We start from the raw sequence: 15,930 nt of genomic DNA on the forward strand, positions 1-15,930 counted from the left end.
GTGTCGTGGGGGGGGCGGGCGGGGCGGGGGGGGGGCCCCCCCCCCCCCCGGGGCGCCCCCGCCCCCCGCCCCCCCCGCTGGGTGGGGCCGGCTCAGTTGTTGGCGGCGCCGTTGCCCGCGAGCAGCGAGATGTCCTGGAGGATGTGCGACAGCGGCTCGTCGCCCTTGGCCTGCGTGGAGTTCTCGACACACTGCTGGTTCTGCGGGGCCGACAGGATCGGGACGTCCTGCACGGCGATCGGGATCAGGCCGATCAGCGAGCCGACGTTCGCCTTGGCGGGCAGACCGATGCAGGGCTTGTTGAACGAACCCTGGATGAGCGCCAGCTGCGGGCTCATGTTCCCGTACGTCGCCGAGTTGCCGTACACCTGCGACGCGCCGTTGCCACTGGCGGACGTGGTGCCGCTGTCGTTGCCAATGGCGAGCGCCGACGGAGCGGCGGCAGCGGACGCGCCGACGACGGAAGCGGCGACCGCGGCGGAAGCCAGAACCTTCTTGATCACTTGCTAGTCCCTTCAGAAGAAACCCCGTCCACCGGAGCGTTCTGGACAACTCCTCAGAGCCCGCTTGGTTGCCCCCATTCACTCCGATGGCCCACGGCGCACAGGCCGCGGCGAGCGCCCCCGAAGTGCGCTCCGAGTTCTCCCCGTCGATTCACCGAAATCGCGAGCACCGTACGAGTGAAAGGCCGCAACCATTCGCCGTGCCCCGGGTTGATGCGAGGGCAGGAACACCCCCGTGACGACCGGGTCGGAAAACACACGGACCGGCAGTGGGTGTCCGCGTCGGAAAGGAAACGGAAATGCTGAAGAAGGCAATGGCCGCGGCGGCGGTCGCCGCGTCCGTGGTCGGTGCGACGGCGATGGCCGCCCCGCAGGCGCTTGCCATCGGTAACGACCAGGGCACCACGTCCGCGAGCGGCAACGGCGCGTCGTCGGTGTTCGGCAACTCGGCCACGTTCGGCAAGATGAGCCCGCAGGCCACCCTGGTCCAGGGCTCGCTGAACAAGCTGTGCGTGGGCCTGCCGGCCAAGGCCAACGTGGGTCCGCTGCTCGGTGTGCTGGTGCCGGTCGCCGTGCAGGACGTCCCGATCCTGTCGGCCCCGCAGAACCAGCAGTGCGCCGACAACTCCACCCAGGCCAAGGGCGACGAACCGCTGTCGCACATCCTGGACGACATCTCCGCGCTGTCGGGCAACGGCGTCGCCAACAACTGACGAACGCCGCAGGGCATCCGCCCGGACGGCCCGCGACCTCCCCCGCGGGCCGTTCGGGGCGGGATTCTGCCGAATGCGTCAACGGATTCTCCGAAAGGCGTCGAAGCGCCGCGAGAATTCGTTCCCCAAACGCGTCACCGCAATTCTTTGTCTTTCTCTCCGCCACTCAGGCGAAGCGTTTCCTCTCGTGTGGGGGGCCGCGTCGACGGCCGGGTCAATCGCCGCGTCAACGATGTCTTGGCGTTCGAGTGAATTACCCTGCGACACACGTTCCGGAGTTTCTTCCGCTGTCTATCCCTCGTTCTACAGCCTGCCGGTCATGGTGCGAGCCATCCGTTGTGCTCGCTCGGTTTCGGCCGTCATAGGGGCATGACCGCAGAGAAGGGAAAGTTCATGAAGAAGACCGCTGCCGTGTTCGCGGGCGCGATCCTTGCCCTGGGCGGGGCCGCCCCGGCGTTCGCCGACTCCGGTGCCGAGGGTGCCGCCGTCGGTTCTCCGGGTGTTCTGTCCGGCAATGTCATCCAGATCCCCGTGCACGTCCCCGTGAACGTCTGCGGCAACAGCATCAACGTCATCGGTCTGCTGAACCCGGCGTTCGGCAACACCTGCATCAACAAGTGACGGTGTGACACCAGCCTTACCGGCTGCGCTACGGCCGGCCCTCGGACCGCTCGGTTTCCGGTCCCAGGGCCGGCCTTTCCCGACTCTGCAAGCTCTTTGATCGAGCAGGACAGGAAAAGATCAAGATTGCGACAGACCTTGAGCAGGTCGATGGTCGCGGCGGCTGCCGCGACCGGCATTCTCTCCCTCTGCGCCACCCCCGTACTCGCCGACGCCTCGGCGAGCGGGGCCGCGCAGGGCTCGCCCGGCGTTGTCTCGGGCAACAGCCTCCAGGTCCCGGTGACAGTCCCGGTCAACCTATGCGGCAACACGGTCGACGTGGCCAGCGCCCTCAACCCCGCCTTCGGCAACTCCTGCGCCAATGTGGGGGATTCGGCCGAGGAGCGTTCTTACGGGGATGACTCCGGGTACGGGGACGACTCTGGCTACGGGGGTGACTCCGGGTACGGGAGTGACTCCGGCTATGGGGACGACGCCGGGTACGGAGATGACTCCGGGCACGGGAACGATGCTGGGTACGGAGGCGACGCCGGGCACGCGGACGACGCCGGGTACGGGTCGGATTCGGGGTCCGGAGGTGACTCGGGGTACGGGGATGACTCCGGGTATGGCGACGACTCCGGGTACGGGAGTGACTCCGGGTACGGCGACGACTCCGGGTACGGGGACGACGACGCGCCTGGTGGGTATGGGGAGCAGCCTCCTGGTGGGGGTGAGCAGCCTCCTGGTGGGGGTGAGCAGCCTCCTGGTGGGGGTGAGCAGCCTCCTGGTGGGGGTGAGCAGCCTCCTGGTGGGGGTGAGCAGCCTCCTGGTGGGGGTGAGCAACCCCCCGGCGGTGGGGAGCAGCCTCCTGGTGGGGGTGAGCAGCCCCCTGGTGGGGGTGAGCAGCCTCCCGGTGGTGGGGAGCAGCCTCCTGGTGGGGGTGAGCAACCTCCTGGTGGTGGGGAGCAGCCTCCCGGTGGTGGGGAGCAGCCTCCCGGTGGTGGGGAGCAGCCGCCCGGTGCCGGTGAGCAGCCGCCCGGCGGCGGCGAGCACCAGCCCCCGCGCGGTGGACGTCCGGAGCAGCCGCCCACCTTGGCGCAGACCGGTAGTGATGTCTCCCTTCTCGGTGGCTCACTGGCCAGTGCCGCGTTGATCGCGGGTGGGGCTCTGCTCTACCGGCGAGGCCGGGTCGCCTCGCGGCGGTGACCAGCGGGACACCGGGCCCCGGACGACAGTTGACCGTCGTCCGGGGCCTTCGCGTGTGCGCGGCGGCTCGGGCACTTTTTCGTTCGGTTCCTTCGGTCGGTGTCACCCGTGCGGGCGAGTGGGGCACTCGGACGCCGCAACGGCGGTGGCGTGACGGGCTTTTATATGACTGAGTGTCAGTAACAGGCATGCGGACGGAATGAGAGAGCACGTCAGAAAGTGCGCGTGTGGAGAGAGGAGCTGGCATGGCCCCACAGCAGCAGCGACGGTCCCGGTCCCGGCGGGTGGCTCTGATCGCGGCGACGGTCGCCGCGTCGGCGGCCCTGGCGTCCGGACCGGTGTTCGCCGCGGGGCTCGGGGTGGTGGTCGTCGCCGATCCGCCCGCTCCGGAGCCGGCCGCGGCGGCGCCACCGCAGACCGGGCCCGCGGGGCAGCCCGGGTCCCAGCAGGCCGCCGGGGAGCCCGTCCCATCGCCCACGGGGGAGCCGGTCAAGGGGGCGGGCGAGGAGCCGGCCAAGGAGGCCGTGAAGGAGTCCGCCAAGGTGCCCGTCCCGGACATCCCCGCCTTCGGGGCCTACCTCGACTACGGGCCCCGCGGTGTTTCCCGGATCGCCGAGTTGAGCCGGTGGCTGGGCGGGGCCGACCTGCGGGTGGGGCACACCTACCTGCCCGGTGATCTGTGGTCCAACATCGAGGGGCGGCCCGAGTTCCTTCAGCCGTGGGCCGACTGGCGGCGGGCCGACGCCGACCGGATGTTCGTGCTCAACGTGCCGATGCTGGAGCGCAACGAGGAAGGGGTCTCCGACGCCGAGGTGCGCCGGCTGCTGCGGCAGGGCGCGGCCGGGGCCTTCGACCAGCACTACCGGGTGCTCGCCGAGCGGCTGGTGGAGCTGAAGGTGCCGGACACGGTGATCGTGCTCGGCTGGGAGATGAACGGCATCACCTACACCCACCGCTGCGGTCCCGACCCGCAGGCGTGGAAGAAGTACTGGAACCGCATCGTCACCACCATGCGCGCGGTGCCGGGGCAGCAGTTCGCGTTCGACTGGACGCCCAGCCGTGGCCGGGACGCCGTCGCCTGGACGCGCTGCTACCCGGGGGACGACACCGTCGACATCATCGGCATGGACTCCTACGACCAGCCGTCCGGGATGTCCTTCGACCAGCAGATCAGTGAACCCTTCGGGCTGCGCGACCACGTGGAGTTCGCCAAGGCGCACGGCAAGGCGATCTCGTACCCGGAGTGGGGGCTGTTCCGCAACGGTGACAACCCCGACTACATGCGGCGGATGCTCGCCTGGATGGACGAGCACAAGCCGCTCTACAACACGCTGACCGACTACTGCCCGCACGGCGTGTGGCAGTGCGGGACCAACCCGCGCGCGTCCGAGGTGTACCGCAGTGTGCTGTCCGGGCGCGGCGGGCCGGTCACCGAGCCGGTCCCGCAGCCGACTCCGGAGCCCACGCCGGTACCGACGCCGGTACCCACGCCCGTGCCGACCCCGCAGCCGACGCCGGTCGATCCGCCCCGCTGCTCGCCGCTGGAGCTGGGCGACTGGGTGGAGCACTGGCTGGGCGGCAAGCTCTGTGTCCGGCTCGACTGGTGGTCACGCAACCGGTGAGCCGGCACTGAGCCCGCGGTGGCGGTGGGCCCGCTCAGGACCCGCCGCCACCGTCGCGTTCCTTCCAGCGCAGCAGCAGCTCCTTGCCGCGGGCCCGCGCGGTCGCGTCGGCGAGGGCCGCCGCCAGCAGTGGGGCGGTGTGTCTTCGGGCCAGCAGCAGCCGCCGGTTGACGACCGGTTCGGGCCGCCAGTGATGCTTGTACGGCTCATTGCCGCGCAGCAGACTCAGTGTGTCCGGGCCGCCGTCGGCCACGCGGGTGTGCGCGGTGCAGGCGTCCAGCAGCATCACGGCCACGTCCGCCTTGCGTTCGCGCAGCCGGGGGTGGGCCCCGTAGAGGTAACCGCCCGCCAGGCGCGGGGACATCAGGGTCAGATCGACGGCCACCACCTCGCCGTCCAACCGGAACTCGGTGACGACCGCGGTGCCGGAGCGGACCATCGGGCCGACCGAGCGGACGAGATGGTCGCCGAACCGGGTCTGGAGGTGCTCGGTGGTCACCTTGCGGCCCTGCCACTGGAGCCGGTGCAGTTCGATCAGCCGGCGCAGCGCCCCGTCCACCTCGTCGGGCCCGGCGATCCGGCGGTGCACGCCGAGCGCCTCCAGCTTGCGCAGTTTGGCGCGCACCCGCTGCTGGGCCTTGGCCGAGGGCAGCCGGGTGATCAGTTCCTCCAGGGGGAGGGCGGGCAGTTCCAGGCAGACGGAGTCGTCCACCCGACGGCGGGGCCCCCGCCAGCGGTCGTACACCTGCTCGACGGCGGCGCCGGGGCGGACCTCGTGGAAGTCGAGCAGCGCGGTGCGGGCGGTCGCGGCGAGCGCGGTGGTGAGGGCGTCGGCGGCGGCCGGGCCATGTTCGTCGTCCAGGAGGACGTCCGTGTAGTCGGAGATGGCCCCGCCGAGCGGGACCAGCGCGGGCAGCGGACGCCGTACGCGCATCAGGGGCGCCGCCGCGACCAGCCGGCCGCTGTTGTCGCGGACCAGCACCACCCGTAGCCGGGCGGATCCGCCGTAGGACAGCCACCAGGAGTGCAGCCAGGGGTGGCTCTGGAAGGGGGTCGCGGCGGCGCAGTTGCCGTAGAGCCGCCGCCAGTCGGGCGCGAGGGCGGCGAAGGCGTCGGCGTCGGTGAGGAGGTGGGTGGTGTAGGGGGTGGGCGAGACAGGGGAGGGCGTGGTGTGTGGGGGTGGTGCTTCGTCCTTGGTGTGAACACAGTTCACAGGGGTGTTGCCCGTTGTCCCGCCACGGTCCTTGCGGGTGTGAACGCGATTCACAGGGGGTGTGCTGCTTCCTGGCTTCACACCCTGTGTATCGAATCCCGCCGTCACAGCCGACCGCTCGCGTCCGCCGCCACCGCCGGACCCGGTACGGCCGCCGCCCGTCCGCCGTCCCCGTCACCGCTGCCGCCGCCGCTGCCGTGCGGGACCCCGGCGTCGCCCGCCCGGCGCGGTCGGACCAGCAGCGCGAGTCCGCCCAGCAGCCCGCCCGCGCACGCCCCGACCAGCCCTGTCATGACGGGGCCCGCCGAGGAGGGCGCGGTCGGCTTCACCGCCCGTGCGAACTGCCGGAGTTCGACGTGCGTCGCGTCCTTGCTGTCGCTCGCGTGACCGGTCAGCGCGCGGGCGACCGCGTTCGCCATGTCGGCGGCCAGGTCGGGGCGGGGCGAGGTGGCCGTGATGGCGACCATCGGGGCGTCGGGCGAGGTCGCCGTCGTCACATTGTCCTGGAGGGTGCGGACCGGCACGCCCGCCCACACCTGGGCGTCCCCGAGCACCGCGAGCTGGGTGGCGACCCGGCCGTACGCCTGGGCGAAGCCCAGCGCGGCGGCCGGATCGGACGGTTCGGTGGGGACGGCGACGACGTAGCTGGTCGCCGTGTAGGAGGGGGTGCTCAGGGCGCCGTAGCCACCACCGGCCAGTCCACCGGCCACGATCCCGGCCGCGAGCAGGGACCAGGGGGGCAGTGCCTTGGCACGGGCGAGCACGCGGGCGGCGGGGCGCTGCGGCCGGGAGGAGCGGCGGCGGTCGGACATCACGGGCTGACTCCAAGGGATGACGCGGAGGACGGAGAGGGAGGGGAGGAAGGAGGGGGAGAGGGAGGGGGAGGGGACGGTGGGGACGGCGGGGACGCCGGGGACTGCGGGGGTCGTGGAGATCGCGGGGACGGCGAGGGTACGGGTGGTGGTGTCGGCATGACCGGCGGCGGTGAGGCCGGGGCCCCGTTCGCCTCACCCCGGTTCACCGAGTCCCCTGCCATCGCACCCTCGTACACCTCCATGAGCCGGGACGCGCTGTGGGTGATGCAGTAGTGGTGGGCGGCGTCGGGGGTGGTGCGCGGGCGTGGGGCGCGGGCGCGGATCTCCGTGAGGGCGTGGCTGAAGGCGGCGGGGTCGCACGGTACGCGGGCGGCGTCGGCGGCCGGGTGCGGCGGCAGGCCGTCGATCGCCGGGCAGGACGCGTACCGCACCGGCAGCCCGGCGGCCAGCGCTTCCACGATCGCCAGGCCGAACGCCTCCTCGGGGGACGGCGAGACCAGGGCGTCCATCGCGAAGACCAGGGACGGCAGATCGGGACCGGGGGTGCCGTCGGGGACGTAGGGCCGCTCACCGGCGAACAGCACGCGGTCGGCGACACCGGCCTCGTGGGCGGTGCGCCGCAGCACGTTCTCCTCCGGGCCGCCGCCCACGATCAGCAGCCAGCAGTCGTTGGGGAGCCCGGCCAGCGCGCGCACCGCCACGTCGAAGCGCTTGCCCGCGGTCAGCCGCCCGATCGCGCCCACGACGAACGCCTCCTCGGGCAGGCCCAGCCGACGCCGGACGCGATGGCGCTGGACCGCGTCGAAACGGAAGCGGCCGAGGTCGATGCCGTTGGGCACGACCTCGATCCGGGGCGCGGGCACGCCCCAGCGGGTCAGCCGGCCGGCGACCGCCGGGGACACGGCGACGGTCGTCCGGCCGAGCCGCTCGCTCGCCAGATACAGCCTGCGCACGCCCCGGGTGAGCGGGCGGCCCTCCATCTGGGAGTCGCCGAGGGAGTGTTCGGTGGCGACGATCGCGCGGACCCCGGCGAGCCGGGCGGCGAGCCGGCCGTAGACGCAGGCGCGGTAGAGGTGGGTGTGGACGAGGTCGTAGCCGCCGGAACGGATCAGGCGCACCAGCCTTGGCAGTGCGGCGAGATCGCGGTTGCCGGCCATGCCGAGGTGGGTGACGTGGACTCCGTCGGCGAGCAGGCCGGTGGCCACCGCGCCGGGGTTGGTGAGCGTGACGACGTCCGCCTCGATCGGCAGATGCCGCAGCAGCAGCCGCAGCTGCTGTTCGGCGCCGCCGACGCCGAGGCCGGTGATGATGTGCAGGGCCCGCATGTCAGACCCCCGTCACGGGTCGGCGGCGCAGCCGGTGCAGCCGGTACTTGAGATGGAGCCGTACGGCGGTGTCCTGCTGGCCGATGTGCACGCGCGGCAGGGCGTGGCGGCAGCCGAGCGGGCCGGGGTCGATGGCGACGGCGTAGGCGTACCCGGCCTCGCGCACGGCACCGATCGCGCGGGTGTCGATCGTGCCGTACGGGTAACAGAACCCGGCGATCTGTGTGCCGGTCAGCTCCGCGAGCCGGGCCCGGCTCTCCACGACCTCCGCCTTGAGGGTGAGGTCGTCGGCGCGGGTGAGGTCGACGTGGGTGAGTCCGTGCGAGCCGATCTCGATGCCCTCGTCGGCCGCCCGGCGTACCCCGTCGGCGGTCAGCAGTGGTTTGCGCGGGCCCAGCGGGTCCCAGGCGTTGTCGCCGCCGAACCGGCCGGGCAGGACGAACAGGGTGGCGCCGAAACCGAAGCGGCGCAGCACGGGCAGGGCGTGGTCGAGGAAGTCGGCGTACCCGTCGTCGAAGGTGAGCCCGACCAGGCCGTGTCCCCGGCCTTGCGCGCGTGCGGCGAGCAGGTCGCTCATCGACACGCCCCGCAGACCCCGCCGGCCCAGCCAGCGCAGTTGGCGGGCCAGACGGTCGGGGGTGACGGTGATCCGGTAGGGGTCGTCGGAGCAGTCACCGACGGAGTGATACATGGCGACCCAGGGGAGGGACGCGGGCGGGGTGGGGGTGGGGGTGGGGGTGGCGGGGGTGAGGGGTGTTGCGGGGGCGGTGGGGGCTGCGGAGGCGGTGGGGGCGGTGGGGCGGGCGGGGGTCACCGGGGCGACGGGGTCGGCGAGAGCTGTGGGGCTGGTTGGGCCGCTGAGGGCCACGGGGTCGGTTGGGTAGCCGGGGGCCGGGGGGTTGGCTGGGTCGATGGAGGCCGTGGGGCCGGTTGGGTCCGCCGGGGCCGCGAGATCGGCGGAGTCGGCGAGAGCCGTGGGGGCGGTTGGGCAGCCGAGGGCCGAGGGGGCGGCTGGGTCGGCGGAGGCCGTGGGGCCGGTTGGGTCGGCCGGGACCGTGGAGTCGGTGGGACCGGCGGGATCGGCGGGATCGGCGAGGGCCGTGGCGACGGTTGGGGAGGGAGTGGGGTCAGCGGAAGAGCGCATGGCGGAGCCTTCGGGTCGCGGTGCCTACGAGGTGCAGTGCGGGTGCGCAGCCCTGGGCGCCCAGGCCCGCGCCGGTCAGGACGAAGACGACGGTCACCGCCGTGCCCCCGGCGGCCAGCCCCAGCGCGGGTGACGCGGGCGCGTTCGCGGCGAGTGCCCCGGCGGCCGTGGCGAGCAGCGCGGCCCGTACGGGGCGGCTCAGTTCGGCCAGTACCGCCCGGCGGCGGATCGGCAGCATGCCGGTGGAACGGGTGCCGGACAGCAGCAGCGCGGCGGTGACGGTGATGCCGGCGGCGTTGGCGGCGGCGATGCCGGACACGCCCCACGGGCCGACGGCCCAGGCGCCGATCCAGGCGGTCACCACGACCCCGACGGTCATCGCGGCCAGCGGGTACCAGGTGGGGCGGCCGGCGCAGAAGTAGGCCCGGATCAGCGCGCCGACCAGGGTCTGGGCGAGCAGTCCGAGCGCGTACACCCGCATCACGGAGGCGGTCGCGGCCGTGTCCTCGGCGGTGAACGCGCCTCGCTGGAAGAGGAGTTCGACGATCTGTGGGGCGCAGGCGACGACCGCGGCGGTGCCGAACAGCACCATGCAGCCGGCCAAGGCCAGATCCCGTTCCACCCGCCCGCGCGCCTTCTCCGTGTCGCCCTCGGCCAGGGCCCGCGCGACCACCGGGAAGGTGACCGTGACCAGCATCAGCGACAGGGTCATGGGGATCTGCGCGACCTTCTGCGCATAGTTGAGGTGCGAGATCGCACCGGACTCCAGATGCGAGGCGAGGAACCGCTCGATCAGCACCTGCGACTGGCGGCACAGCGCGAACAGCAGGATGGCGGCCACCAGGCCGAGCCCGACCGACGGTTCCGGCGTCGCCGCCCCGGCGGGCACCTCGGTATCGCCCTTGCGCCGCAACCGCCGTACCAGCGAGGGCAGTTGCACCGCGACCATCAGCACGCTGCCGACCGCGACCCCGGCCGCCGCCGAGCGCACGCCCCAGTGGCCGCCGAGGACGAACATCGCGGTGATGATGCCGGTGTTGTAGGCGACGTAGATCGCCGCCGGGGCGAGATAGCGGCGGTGGGCGCGCAGCGCGGCGCAGCAGTAGCCCGCGAGCCCGAACCCGACCACGCACACCGCCGCCAGCCGGGTGCAGTCGACGGCGAGCGCGGGATCGGACAGCCCGGGGGCCAGCGCGCGCACCAGATACGGGGCGAGCAGGACGAGGGCGGCGGCGACGGCGATCAGGACCAGCGTGAGGCGGGGCAGCGTGCGCGCCACCAGCGCCCGTACCGGGTCCCCGGCGGCCCCGCGCGCCCGCCGCGCCAGCGCCAGGCTGAACGCCGGGATCAGGGCGAACGCCAGCCCGTCCTCGATCAGCAGGGTCGAGGCGAACTCCGGGACGGTCCACGCCACCAGGAACGCGTCCGTCTCCGCCCCCGCCCCGAACAGCCGGGCCAGCGCCTGGTCCCGTACCAGCCCGAGCAGCGCCCCGGCGACCGACAGCGCGCCGGTCAGGAGCGCGGCGCGGGCGAGGAAATTGCCGGGCTCCCTGGTACCGGGCTCCCTTGTACCGGGCTTCTCGGTACCGGGCTCCTTGGTACCGAGGTCCTCCGTGCGGGGCTCCTTCGTGCCGGGGTCCTGGTGGCCGGGTTCCAGGGAGGGCGCGGGCGGCGCGGTGGTGCGGGGCGCGGGGACCAAGGGGGCCGCACTCCCCGTACCGGGCTCGGCGTCACGCACGTTCATCGGGCCCCGGCCCCTTCCCGGACCGGCGGATACGGGGCCGGGTCCCCCTCCGGGGCGGGCGGCTCGGCGTCCACCAGGCCCCACCAGGCGGTCAGGCCCAGGCACACGGCGGTCAGGACGGTCGCGGGGCCGCCGATGTCGGCGTACACGAAGTCGGTGAGCTGCCAGACGAGCAGACCGCAGGCGATGAGGCCGCAGTCGCGGCCGTGCGGTCCGGCGCGGAACAGGGCGCGCAGGGCGCAGGCCAGCAGGGCGAGCCAGCAGCCCGCCAGGGCCAGCAGGCCGAGCAGGCCCTGTTCGCTGAGGACCAGCAGATACATGTTGTGCGGGGAGAGCAGCGGCTGACGGCGGAACGCCTCGCCCGCGCTCTCGGTGTCGCTGCCCGCGGACAGCGCCAGGGACGCGTGCGCGTCGCGGTGTTCGGGGAAGCCCTTGAGGCCGACGCCGGTCACCGGATGCTCGCGCCACATGGCACCGGCCGCCGCCCACATCGCGTACCGGTCCGTCACCGACTGGTCCGGCGCGGCGGTGACCTGGGTGATGCTGTCCATCCGCTCCTGGAGCAGCGCCGAGCCCACCCCGAAACCGCCGGCCAGCACGACCCCGGCGGCGACCGCCACGGCCGTCACCTTCAGGGCCCGCCGCACTCCGGCGAGGAGCAGTTGCACCACGCAGGTCAGGGCCGTGGCGATCCAGGCGCCCCGGCTGAAGGACAGGGCGAGCGGCAGCAGCAGCGCCAGCGCGCAGGCCGCCGCGAGCGCCCGTCGCCGGAGCGGACCGGCGCCCAGGGCCAGGCCCGTCGCGCAGATCACGCCCAGGGACACCACCGTCGCCATCCCCATGACGTCCTGTGCCCCGAAGGTGCCCACCGCCCGGATCAGCTGCCCCTGGTAGGAGGCGCCGGTGCCGGTGACGTACTGGTGGACCCCGACCGCGCCCTCCCAGCCGGCCAGCGCCACGAACGTCCAGGCGAGCAGCCGGAAGTCGGCGCGGCCCCGGACCAGCAGCGCGACCGCGACCGGGACCAGTACGAAGATCTGGAGATAGCGGCCGAGCCCGGTCAGCCCGGCGTCCGGTGAGGACGCCCCGGCGGCGGCCACCGCGAGCCCCACCACGGGCAGCGCGAACACCACGGCCGCCGCGCGGGACAGCGGGCGGCGGCGCGCGCGCAGCAGCCGGATCGCACAGAAGCCGACGACGAGCGCGGAGAGCGCGTCGGCCGGACCGGCACCGCCCTCCCCGCCGCCGGTCAGCGGCAGGCCCAGCAGGGCGACGACGGCCACCACCGGCCACACCGGGGACACCCGGGACAGCGGTGGGCGCGGTGGCAGGGCCCGGCGCGGCGGCGGGACCCGGCGGGGCGGCAGCGGTGGCGCGAGAGTCATCGTTCAGCTCCCCGCCGAGCGCACGAGCGCCGTCGCGGTGCGCAGCAGGATGCAGATGTCCTGCCACAGCGACCAGTTGTCGATGTAGGCGTTGTCGAAGCGGGCCCGGTCCTCGATGGAGGTGTCCCCGCGCAGGCCGTTGATCTGGGAGAGGCCGGTGATGCCGGTCCGCATCCGGTGGCGGGCCGCGTAGCCGGGGTAGGACTGGCTGAACTGGGAGACGAAGAACGGGCGTTCGGGTCGGGGTCCGACCAGGCTCATGTCGCCGCGCACCACGTTCCACAGCTGGAGCAGCTCGTCCAGCGAGGCCCGGCGCAAGAAGCGGCAGAACCATGACATGCCGTGCGCCTCGGCGACGCTCCACCGGGTCGCCGACTCGTGCTCGTCGACCGGCCGGTGGGTGCGCAGTTTCAGCAGGGTGAAGGGCCGCCCGTCCTTGCCGATCCGTTCCTGCCGGAACACCACCCCCGGCCCGTCGATCAGCCGCAGCGCCACCGCGCACGCCAGCAGCAGCGGACTGACCAGCAGCAGCGCCGGCCCGGCGAGGATCACGTCCAGCGCCCGCTTGCCGAGGTCGCCGCGCCGCCCCGACCCGAGGTCGAGCCGCCGGCAGGCGAACCCGGCGAGCTGCTCGCGCGCCTCGTACGACGGTGAGTCGGCGTCCAGCTCCCACAGCGCGCACCCGGACTCGGCGAGCGCCCGCAGCAGCGGCCCGTGCTCCCGGCGCACCGCGGGATGGACGGTGAGCACATCCCGTACGCCGTTCTGGATCAGCGCCCGCTGCACCTCCTCGCCGGTGGTCAGCACCGGCAGCCCGTCGGGGCCGTCCGGCGCCTGGGCGACGATCCCGACCGGGCGCACCCCGCACGCCGGGTGGCGCAGCACCGCGGCGGCCACCCGCTGGGCGGTGGGCGCGGGGCCGACGACCAGCGCGGCGCGCGGATGGTTGCGGAGCAGGGCGCGGCGGCGCCGGTGCACCAGGGCGCGCCCGGCGCAGGCGGCCGTGGTCTGTGCGGCGAGGCCGAGCGCGAGGGTGCGGGCGGACAGTGCCTGGTGGGGGGCGAGGGCGGCGACCAGGGCGGCGAGGCCGAGCCAGCCGACGGCGATCCGGCCGCAGACGGTGGGCAGTTCGTCCAGGACGCCCTGGAGCCGCCGGGGCGGGCGGTGCGGGCGCAGCAGTATCGATACGGCGACCAGGAGCGCGGGCAGGACGAGACGGTGGCCGAGCAGGGCGAGCGCGCCGAGCAGGGCGGCGGCGCCGTCCGCGAGCAGCAGCGGCGACGGGATCAGGGGGCGGGCCGGGGGCCGCCGCCGCACCGGCATCCGGAAGGCGCCGTCGCGGCGCCGGTGCGGCAGGACGGCGAGGGCCGAGGGTCTGTGCTCCCGGGGCTGCGGCTGGGGCCGGGGCTGGGGCTGAGGCTGGCGCCGGGGTCCGGGGGACTTCCCGGGGAACATCCCCGCGGGCTTGCCCGGGAACGTCCCAGGGGATTTCCCCGCGGGCTTCCCCGGGGACTTCCCGGCGGACTGGGGAGACCCGGGACCGGCGGGTCCGGGGGGTCCAGGGGGTCCGGGGGGTCCGGGGAAGGGGAAGGGGCTTTCCGCGGTGCTCTTCGCGGCGCTCTTCGCCGTGCCTTGCGCGGTGCTCTTCGCAGTGGCCTTCGCAGTGGTCTTCGCAGTGCTTTCCGCAGTCACGAGTGGATCGACTCCCTGTACTCGGGGGGCGCGACGCGCTCCGCCTGACCGGCGCCGAGGACATCGCCGTACACCTGGGCGACCGCCTCGGTCATGTGCCGCACGTCGTGCGCGGACCGGACGTGGGTACGTCCCCGGGCGCCCAGTTCCTCGCCCAGCGGCGGGTCGAGCAGCAGCGTGGTGATCGCGCGGGCCAGCGCGGCCGGATCGTCCGGCGGCACCAGGCCGTGCGCCGCGAGCGCGGGGGGCAGGCTCTCGCGCGCGCCGGCCACCTCGCTCATCACCACCGGCCGCCCGCACGCCAGCGCCTCCAGCGGCGCCAGCGCCATGCCCTCCCAGCGCGAGGGCAGCACCACCAGATCGGCGGCCCGGTACCAGGGCACGGGGTCGGCGACGGCCCCCGCGAACAGCACCCGCCCGCCCCCGGCCGCCGCCAGCCGCTCCCGGTCGGGCCCGTCACCCACCAGCACCAGGCGCGCGCCCGGCACCCGGCGCAGCACCGCCTCCCACGCCGCCAGCAGCACGTCCTGCCCCTTCTGCCGGCACAGCCGCCCCACGCACACCACCAGCGGCGCGTCCGGGGCGACGCCGGGCAGCAGCGACGCCCGTACGGCCCGGGGGGCGGCGGGGCGGAAGCGCTCGGTGTCGACGCCGTTGGGGACGACCGTCCAGCGCGCGGCGATCCCGGCCGCGACGCCGGTCTCCCGCTCGGCCCGGCTCACGCACACCGTGCGCGCCGCCCAGCGCGCCGCGAACCGCTCCCAGCGCAGCGCCAGTTCCGCGGTCGCGCCGCCGACGGCCTCGAAGGACCAGGCGTGCGGCTGGAACACGGTCGGGATCCGCCCGCGCACCGCCAGCCGCCCGGCGAGCCCGGCCTTGGCGCTGTGCGCGTGCACCACGTCCGGCCGAACAACTTCGATCATCCGTGCGACATCTCGGACCTCCTGGAGCAGCGAAGGCCCCGGCGCGCGCGACGCGCGCCAGGAACGCGCTCCGGCGCCCAGCGCCCTCACCTCCGCCGTGAGCGCCCCCTCGGGACAGGCCACCGTGACCGCGCATCCGGTGGCGAGCTGAGCGCGGGTCAGCTCGGCTACGACCCGGGCCACCCCGCCGTCGACGGGTTGCGTCAGATGGAGGACGCGCGGCCGGGGGACGGGTGCTGGCTGGTGCATGGCGCGGGTTTCCTCGCTCACGGCTGGTGCTGGCAAACGGGCGGGAACGCGCCTACTTCGGGACATCCACGGCGACGAAGAGCACCCCGGCCCAGGCCGCGTCCGGCTGGGAAACGAGCCGGAAGGCCAGCTGGTCACCACCGCGCCGGAGCGCGGACCCGATTTCGAACACGTCGGAGTCGTAGCCGAGGGTCTGCTCGTACGCGGGTTCGCGTCGGCCCGGGGCGCCGGTCACGGTGGAATTCAGTACGTCGTCGAAGGGGTTGGAGGCGTCGCCGAGCGGGACGGGCGCCCGGCGGTCGGCGGAGACGGTGAGGGTGTCGCCGCCGCGCCCCCGGTCGCCGTTGTAGGCCACGAGGCCCGCCTGTCCCCAGGCGCCGGGCGCGGCGCCGAGGCCGGTCACCCGGATCTCGTGCCCGGCCCGGTCCAGCGCCTCGAACCCGTCCCACAACACCAGCCGCCGCAACGGCTCGGCCGGATGCTCATAGGCCACCACCAACGTCCACCCGGCCCAGGCCCCGTCGGCTCCGGCCTCGCCGGACCTGGCGTCGCCGGACCGCGCCGCATCGGGCTGTGCCCTGCCGGACCGTGCCTCGCCGGGCTGACCCTCGGGGGATCCCACCTGGCCGGGCCGTGCTCCCTCGGGCTGTGCCCTGCTGGACTGGGCCCTGCTGGATGGTGCCTCGTCGGGCTGAGCCTCGGGGGATCCCACCTGGCCGGGCCGTGCTCCCTCGGGCTGTGCCCTGCTGGACTGGGCCCTGCTGGATGGTGCCTCGTCGGGCTGAGCCTCGCG

General features: G+C 74.1%; 13 protein-coding genes and 1 pseudogene. 4 read left to right on the top strand and 10 right to left on the bottom strand.

Going from position 1 to position 15,930, the window contains the following annotated elements; genetic code table 11:
* Nucleotides 1-92: 92 nt before the first annotated feature.
* Nucleotides 93-503, bottom strand: coding sequence for a rodlin (locus ACFXAZ_RS17550; RefSeq protein WP_382681745.1), 411 nt, complete (start codon nt 501-503; stop codon nt 93-95).
* Between the two features lie 299 nt (nt 504-802).
* On the opposite strand from ACFXAZ_RS17550, the gene ACFXAZ_RS17555 reads away from it, so the two are divergent.
* The 4 genes from ACFXAZ_RS17555 to ACFXAZ_RS17570 all read left to right on the top strand — a co-directional run bounded on the left by ACFXAZ_RS17555 (nt 803) and on the right by ACFXAZ_RS17570 (nt 4,647).
* Nucleotides 803-1,216 (top strand): rodlin, encoded by a 414-nt coding sequence (locus ACFXAZ_RS17555; RefSeq protein WP_384591294.1) that lies wholly within the window; start codon nt 803-805, stop codon nt 1,214-1,216.
* Between the two features lie 393 nt (nt 1,217-1,609).
* On the top strand, nt 1,610-1,837 hold the full coding sequence (chpD, locus tag ACFXAZ_RS17560; protein WP_382682095.1) for a chaplin ChpD: 228 nt from the start codon (nt 1,610-1,612) through the stop codon (nt 1,835-1,837).
* A gap of 150 nt (nt 1,838-1,987) precedes the next feature.
* Nucleotides 1,988-3,025, top strand: coding sequence for a chaplin (locus tag ACFXAZ_RS17565; RefSeq protein WP_384591391.1), 1,038 nt, complete (start codon nt 1,988-1,990; stop codon nt 3,023-3,025).
* 245 nt (nt 3,026-3,270) lie between these two features.
* Nucleotides 3,271-4,647 (top strand): glycoside hydrolase family 26 protein, encoded by a 1,377-nt coding sequence (locus ACFXAZ_RS17570; RefSeq protein ID WP_384591297.1) that lies wholly within the window; start codon nt 3,271-3,273, stop codon nt 4,645-4,647.
* Between the two features lie 34 nt (nt 4,648-4,681).
* On the opposite strand, the gene ACFXAZ_RS17575 is transcribed toward ACFXAZ_RS17570, so the two are convergent.
* The 9 genes and pseudogenes from ACFXAZ_RS17575 to ACFXAZ_RS17615 form a co-directional block, all read right to left on the bottom strand.
* Entirely contained in the window at nt 4,682-5,860 is a 1,179-nt protein-coding gene (locus tag ACFXAZ_RS17575) for a GNAT family N-acetyltransferase (protein ID WP_384591300.1), read from the bottom strand.
* Nucleotides 5,861-5,964: 104 nt separating this feature from the next.
* The gene (locus ACFXAZ_RS17580) at nt 5,965-6,672 is read right to left on the bottom strand and encodes a lipopolysaccharide biosynthesis protein (RefSeq protein ID WP_384591303.1); all 708 of its coding nucleotides are present in this window, start codon (nt 6,670-6,672) and stop codon (nt 5,965-5,967) included.
* Nucleotides 6,672-8,000, bottom strand: a complete 1,329-nt coding sequence (locus tag ACFXAZ_RS17585; RefSeq protein ID WP_384591306.1) for a glycosyltransferase — start codon at nt 7,998-8,000, stop codon at nt 6,672-6,674. Before ACFXAZ_RS17585 ends, ACFXAZ_RS17580 begins: the two co-directional genes overlap by 1 nt.
* A 1-nt stretch (nt 8,001) precedes the next feature.
* Entirely contained in the window at nt 8,002-8,691 is a 690-nt protein-coding gene (locus tag ACFXAZ_RS17590) for a polysaccharide deacetylase family protein (RefSeq protein WP_384591394.1), read from the bottom strand.
* 436 nt (nt 8,692-9,127) lie between these two features.
* Entirely contained in the window at nt 9,128-10,888 is a 1,761-nt protein-coding gene (locus tag ACFXAZ_RS17595) for a lipid II flippase MurJ (RefSeq protein ID WP_384591309.1), read from the bottom strand.
* On the bottom strand, nt 10,885-12,273 hold the full coding sequence (locus ACFXAZ_RS17600; protein WP_384591312.1) for an O-antigen ligase family protein: 1,389 nt from the start codon (nt 12,271-12,273) through the stop codon (nt 10,885-10,887). Before ACFXAZ_RS17600 ends, ACFXAZ_RS17595 begins: the two co-directional genes overlap by 4 nt.
* Nucleotides 12,274-12,276: 3 nt before the next feature.
* Complete coding sequence (locus ACFXAZ_RS17605; protein ID WP_384591315.1) at nt 12,277-13,728, bottom strand: exopolysaccharide biosynthesis polyprenyl glycosylphosphotransferase; 1,452 nt, start codon at nt 13,726-13,728, stop codon at nt 12,277-12,279.
* Between the two features lie 233 nt (nt 13,729-13,961).
* Nucleotides 13,962-15,137, bottom strand: coding sequence for a glycosyltransferase (locus ACFXAZ_RS17610; protein WP_384591318.1), 1,176 nt, complete (start codon nt 15,135-15,137; stop codon nt 13,962-13,964).
* Nucleotides 15,138-15,189: 52 nt separating this feature from the next.
* A pseudogene (locus ACFXAZ_RS17615) lies at nt 15,190-15,930 on the bottom strand (hypothetical protein); the annotation flags it as partial.

The organism is Streptomyces sp. NPDC059477 (genome assembly GCF_042749375.1).
In the GTDB taxonomy this organism is placed as follows: Bacteria; Actinomycetota; Actinomycetes; order Streptomycetales; family Streptomycetaceae; genus Streptomyces.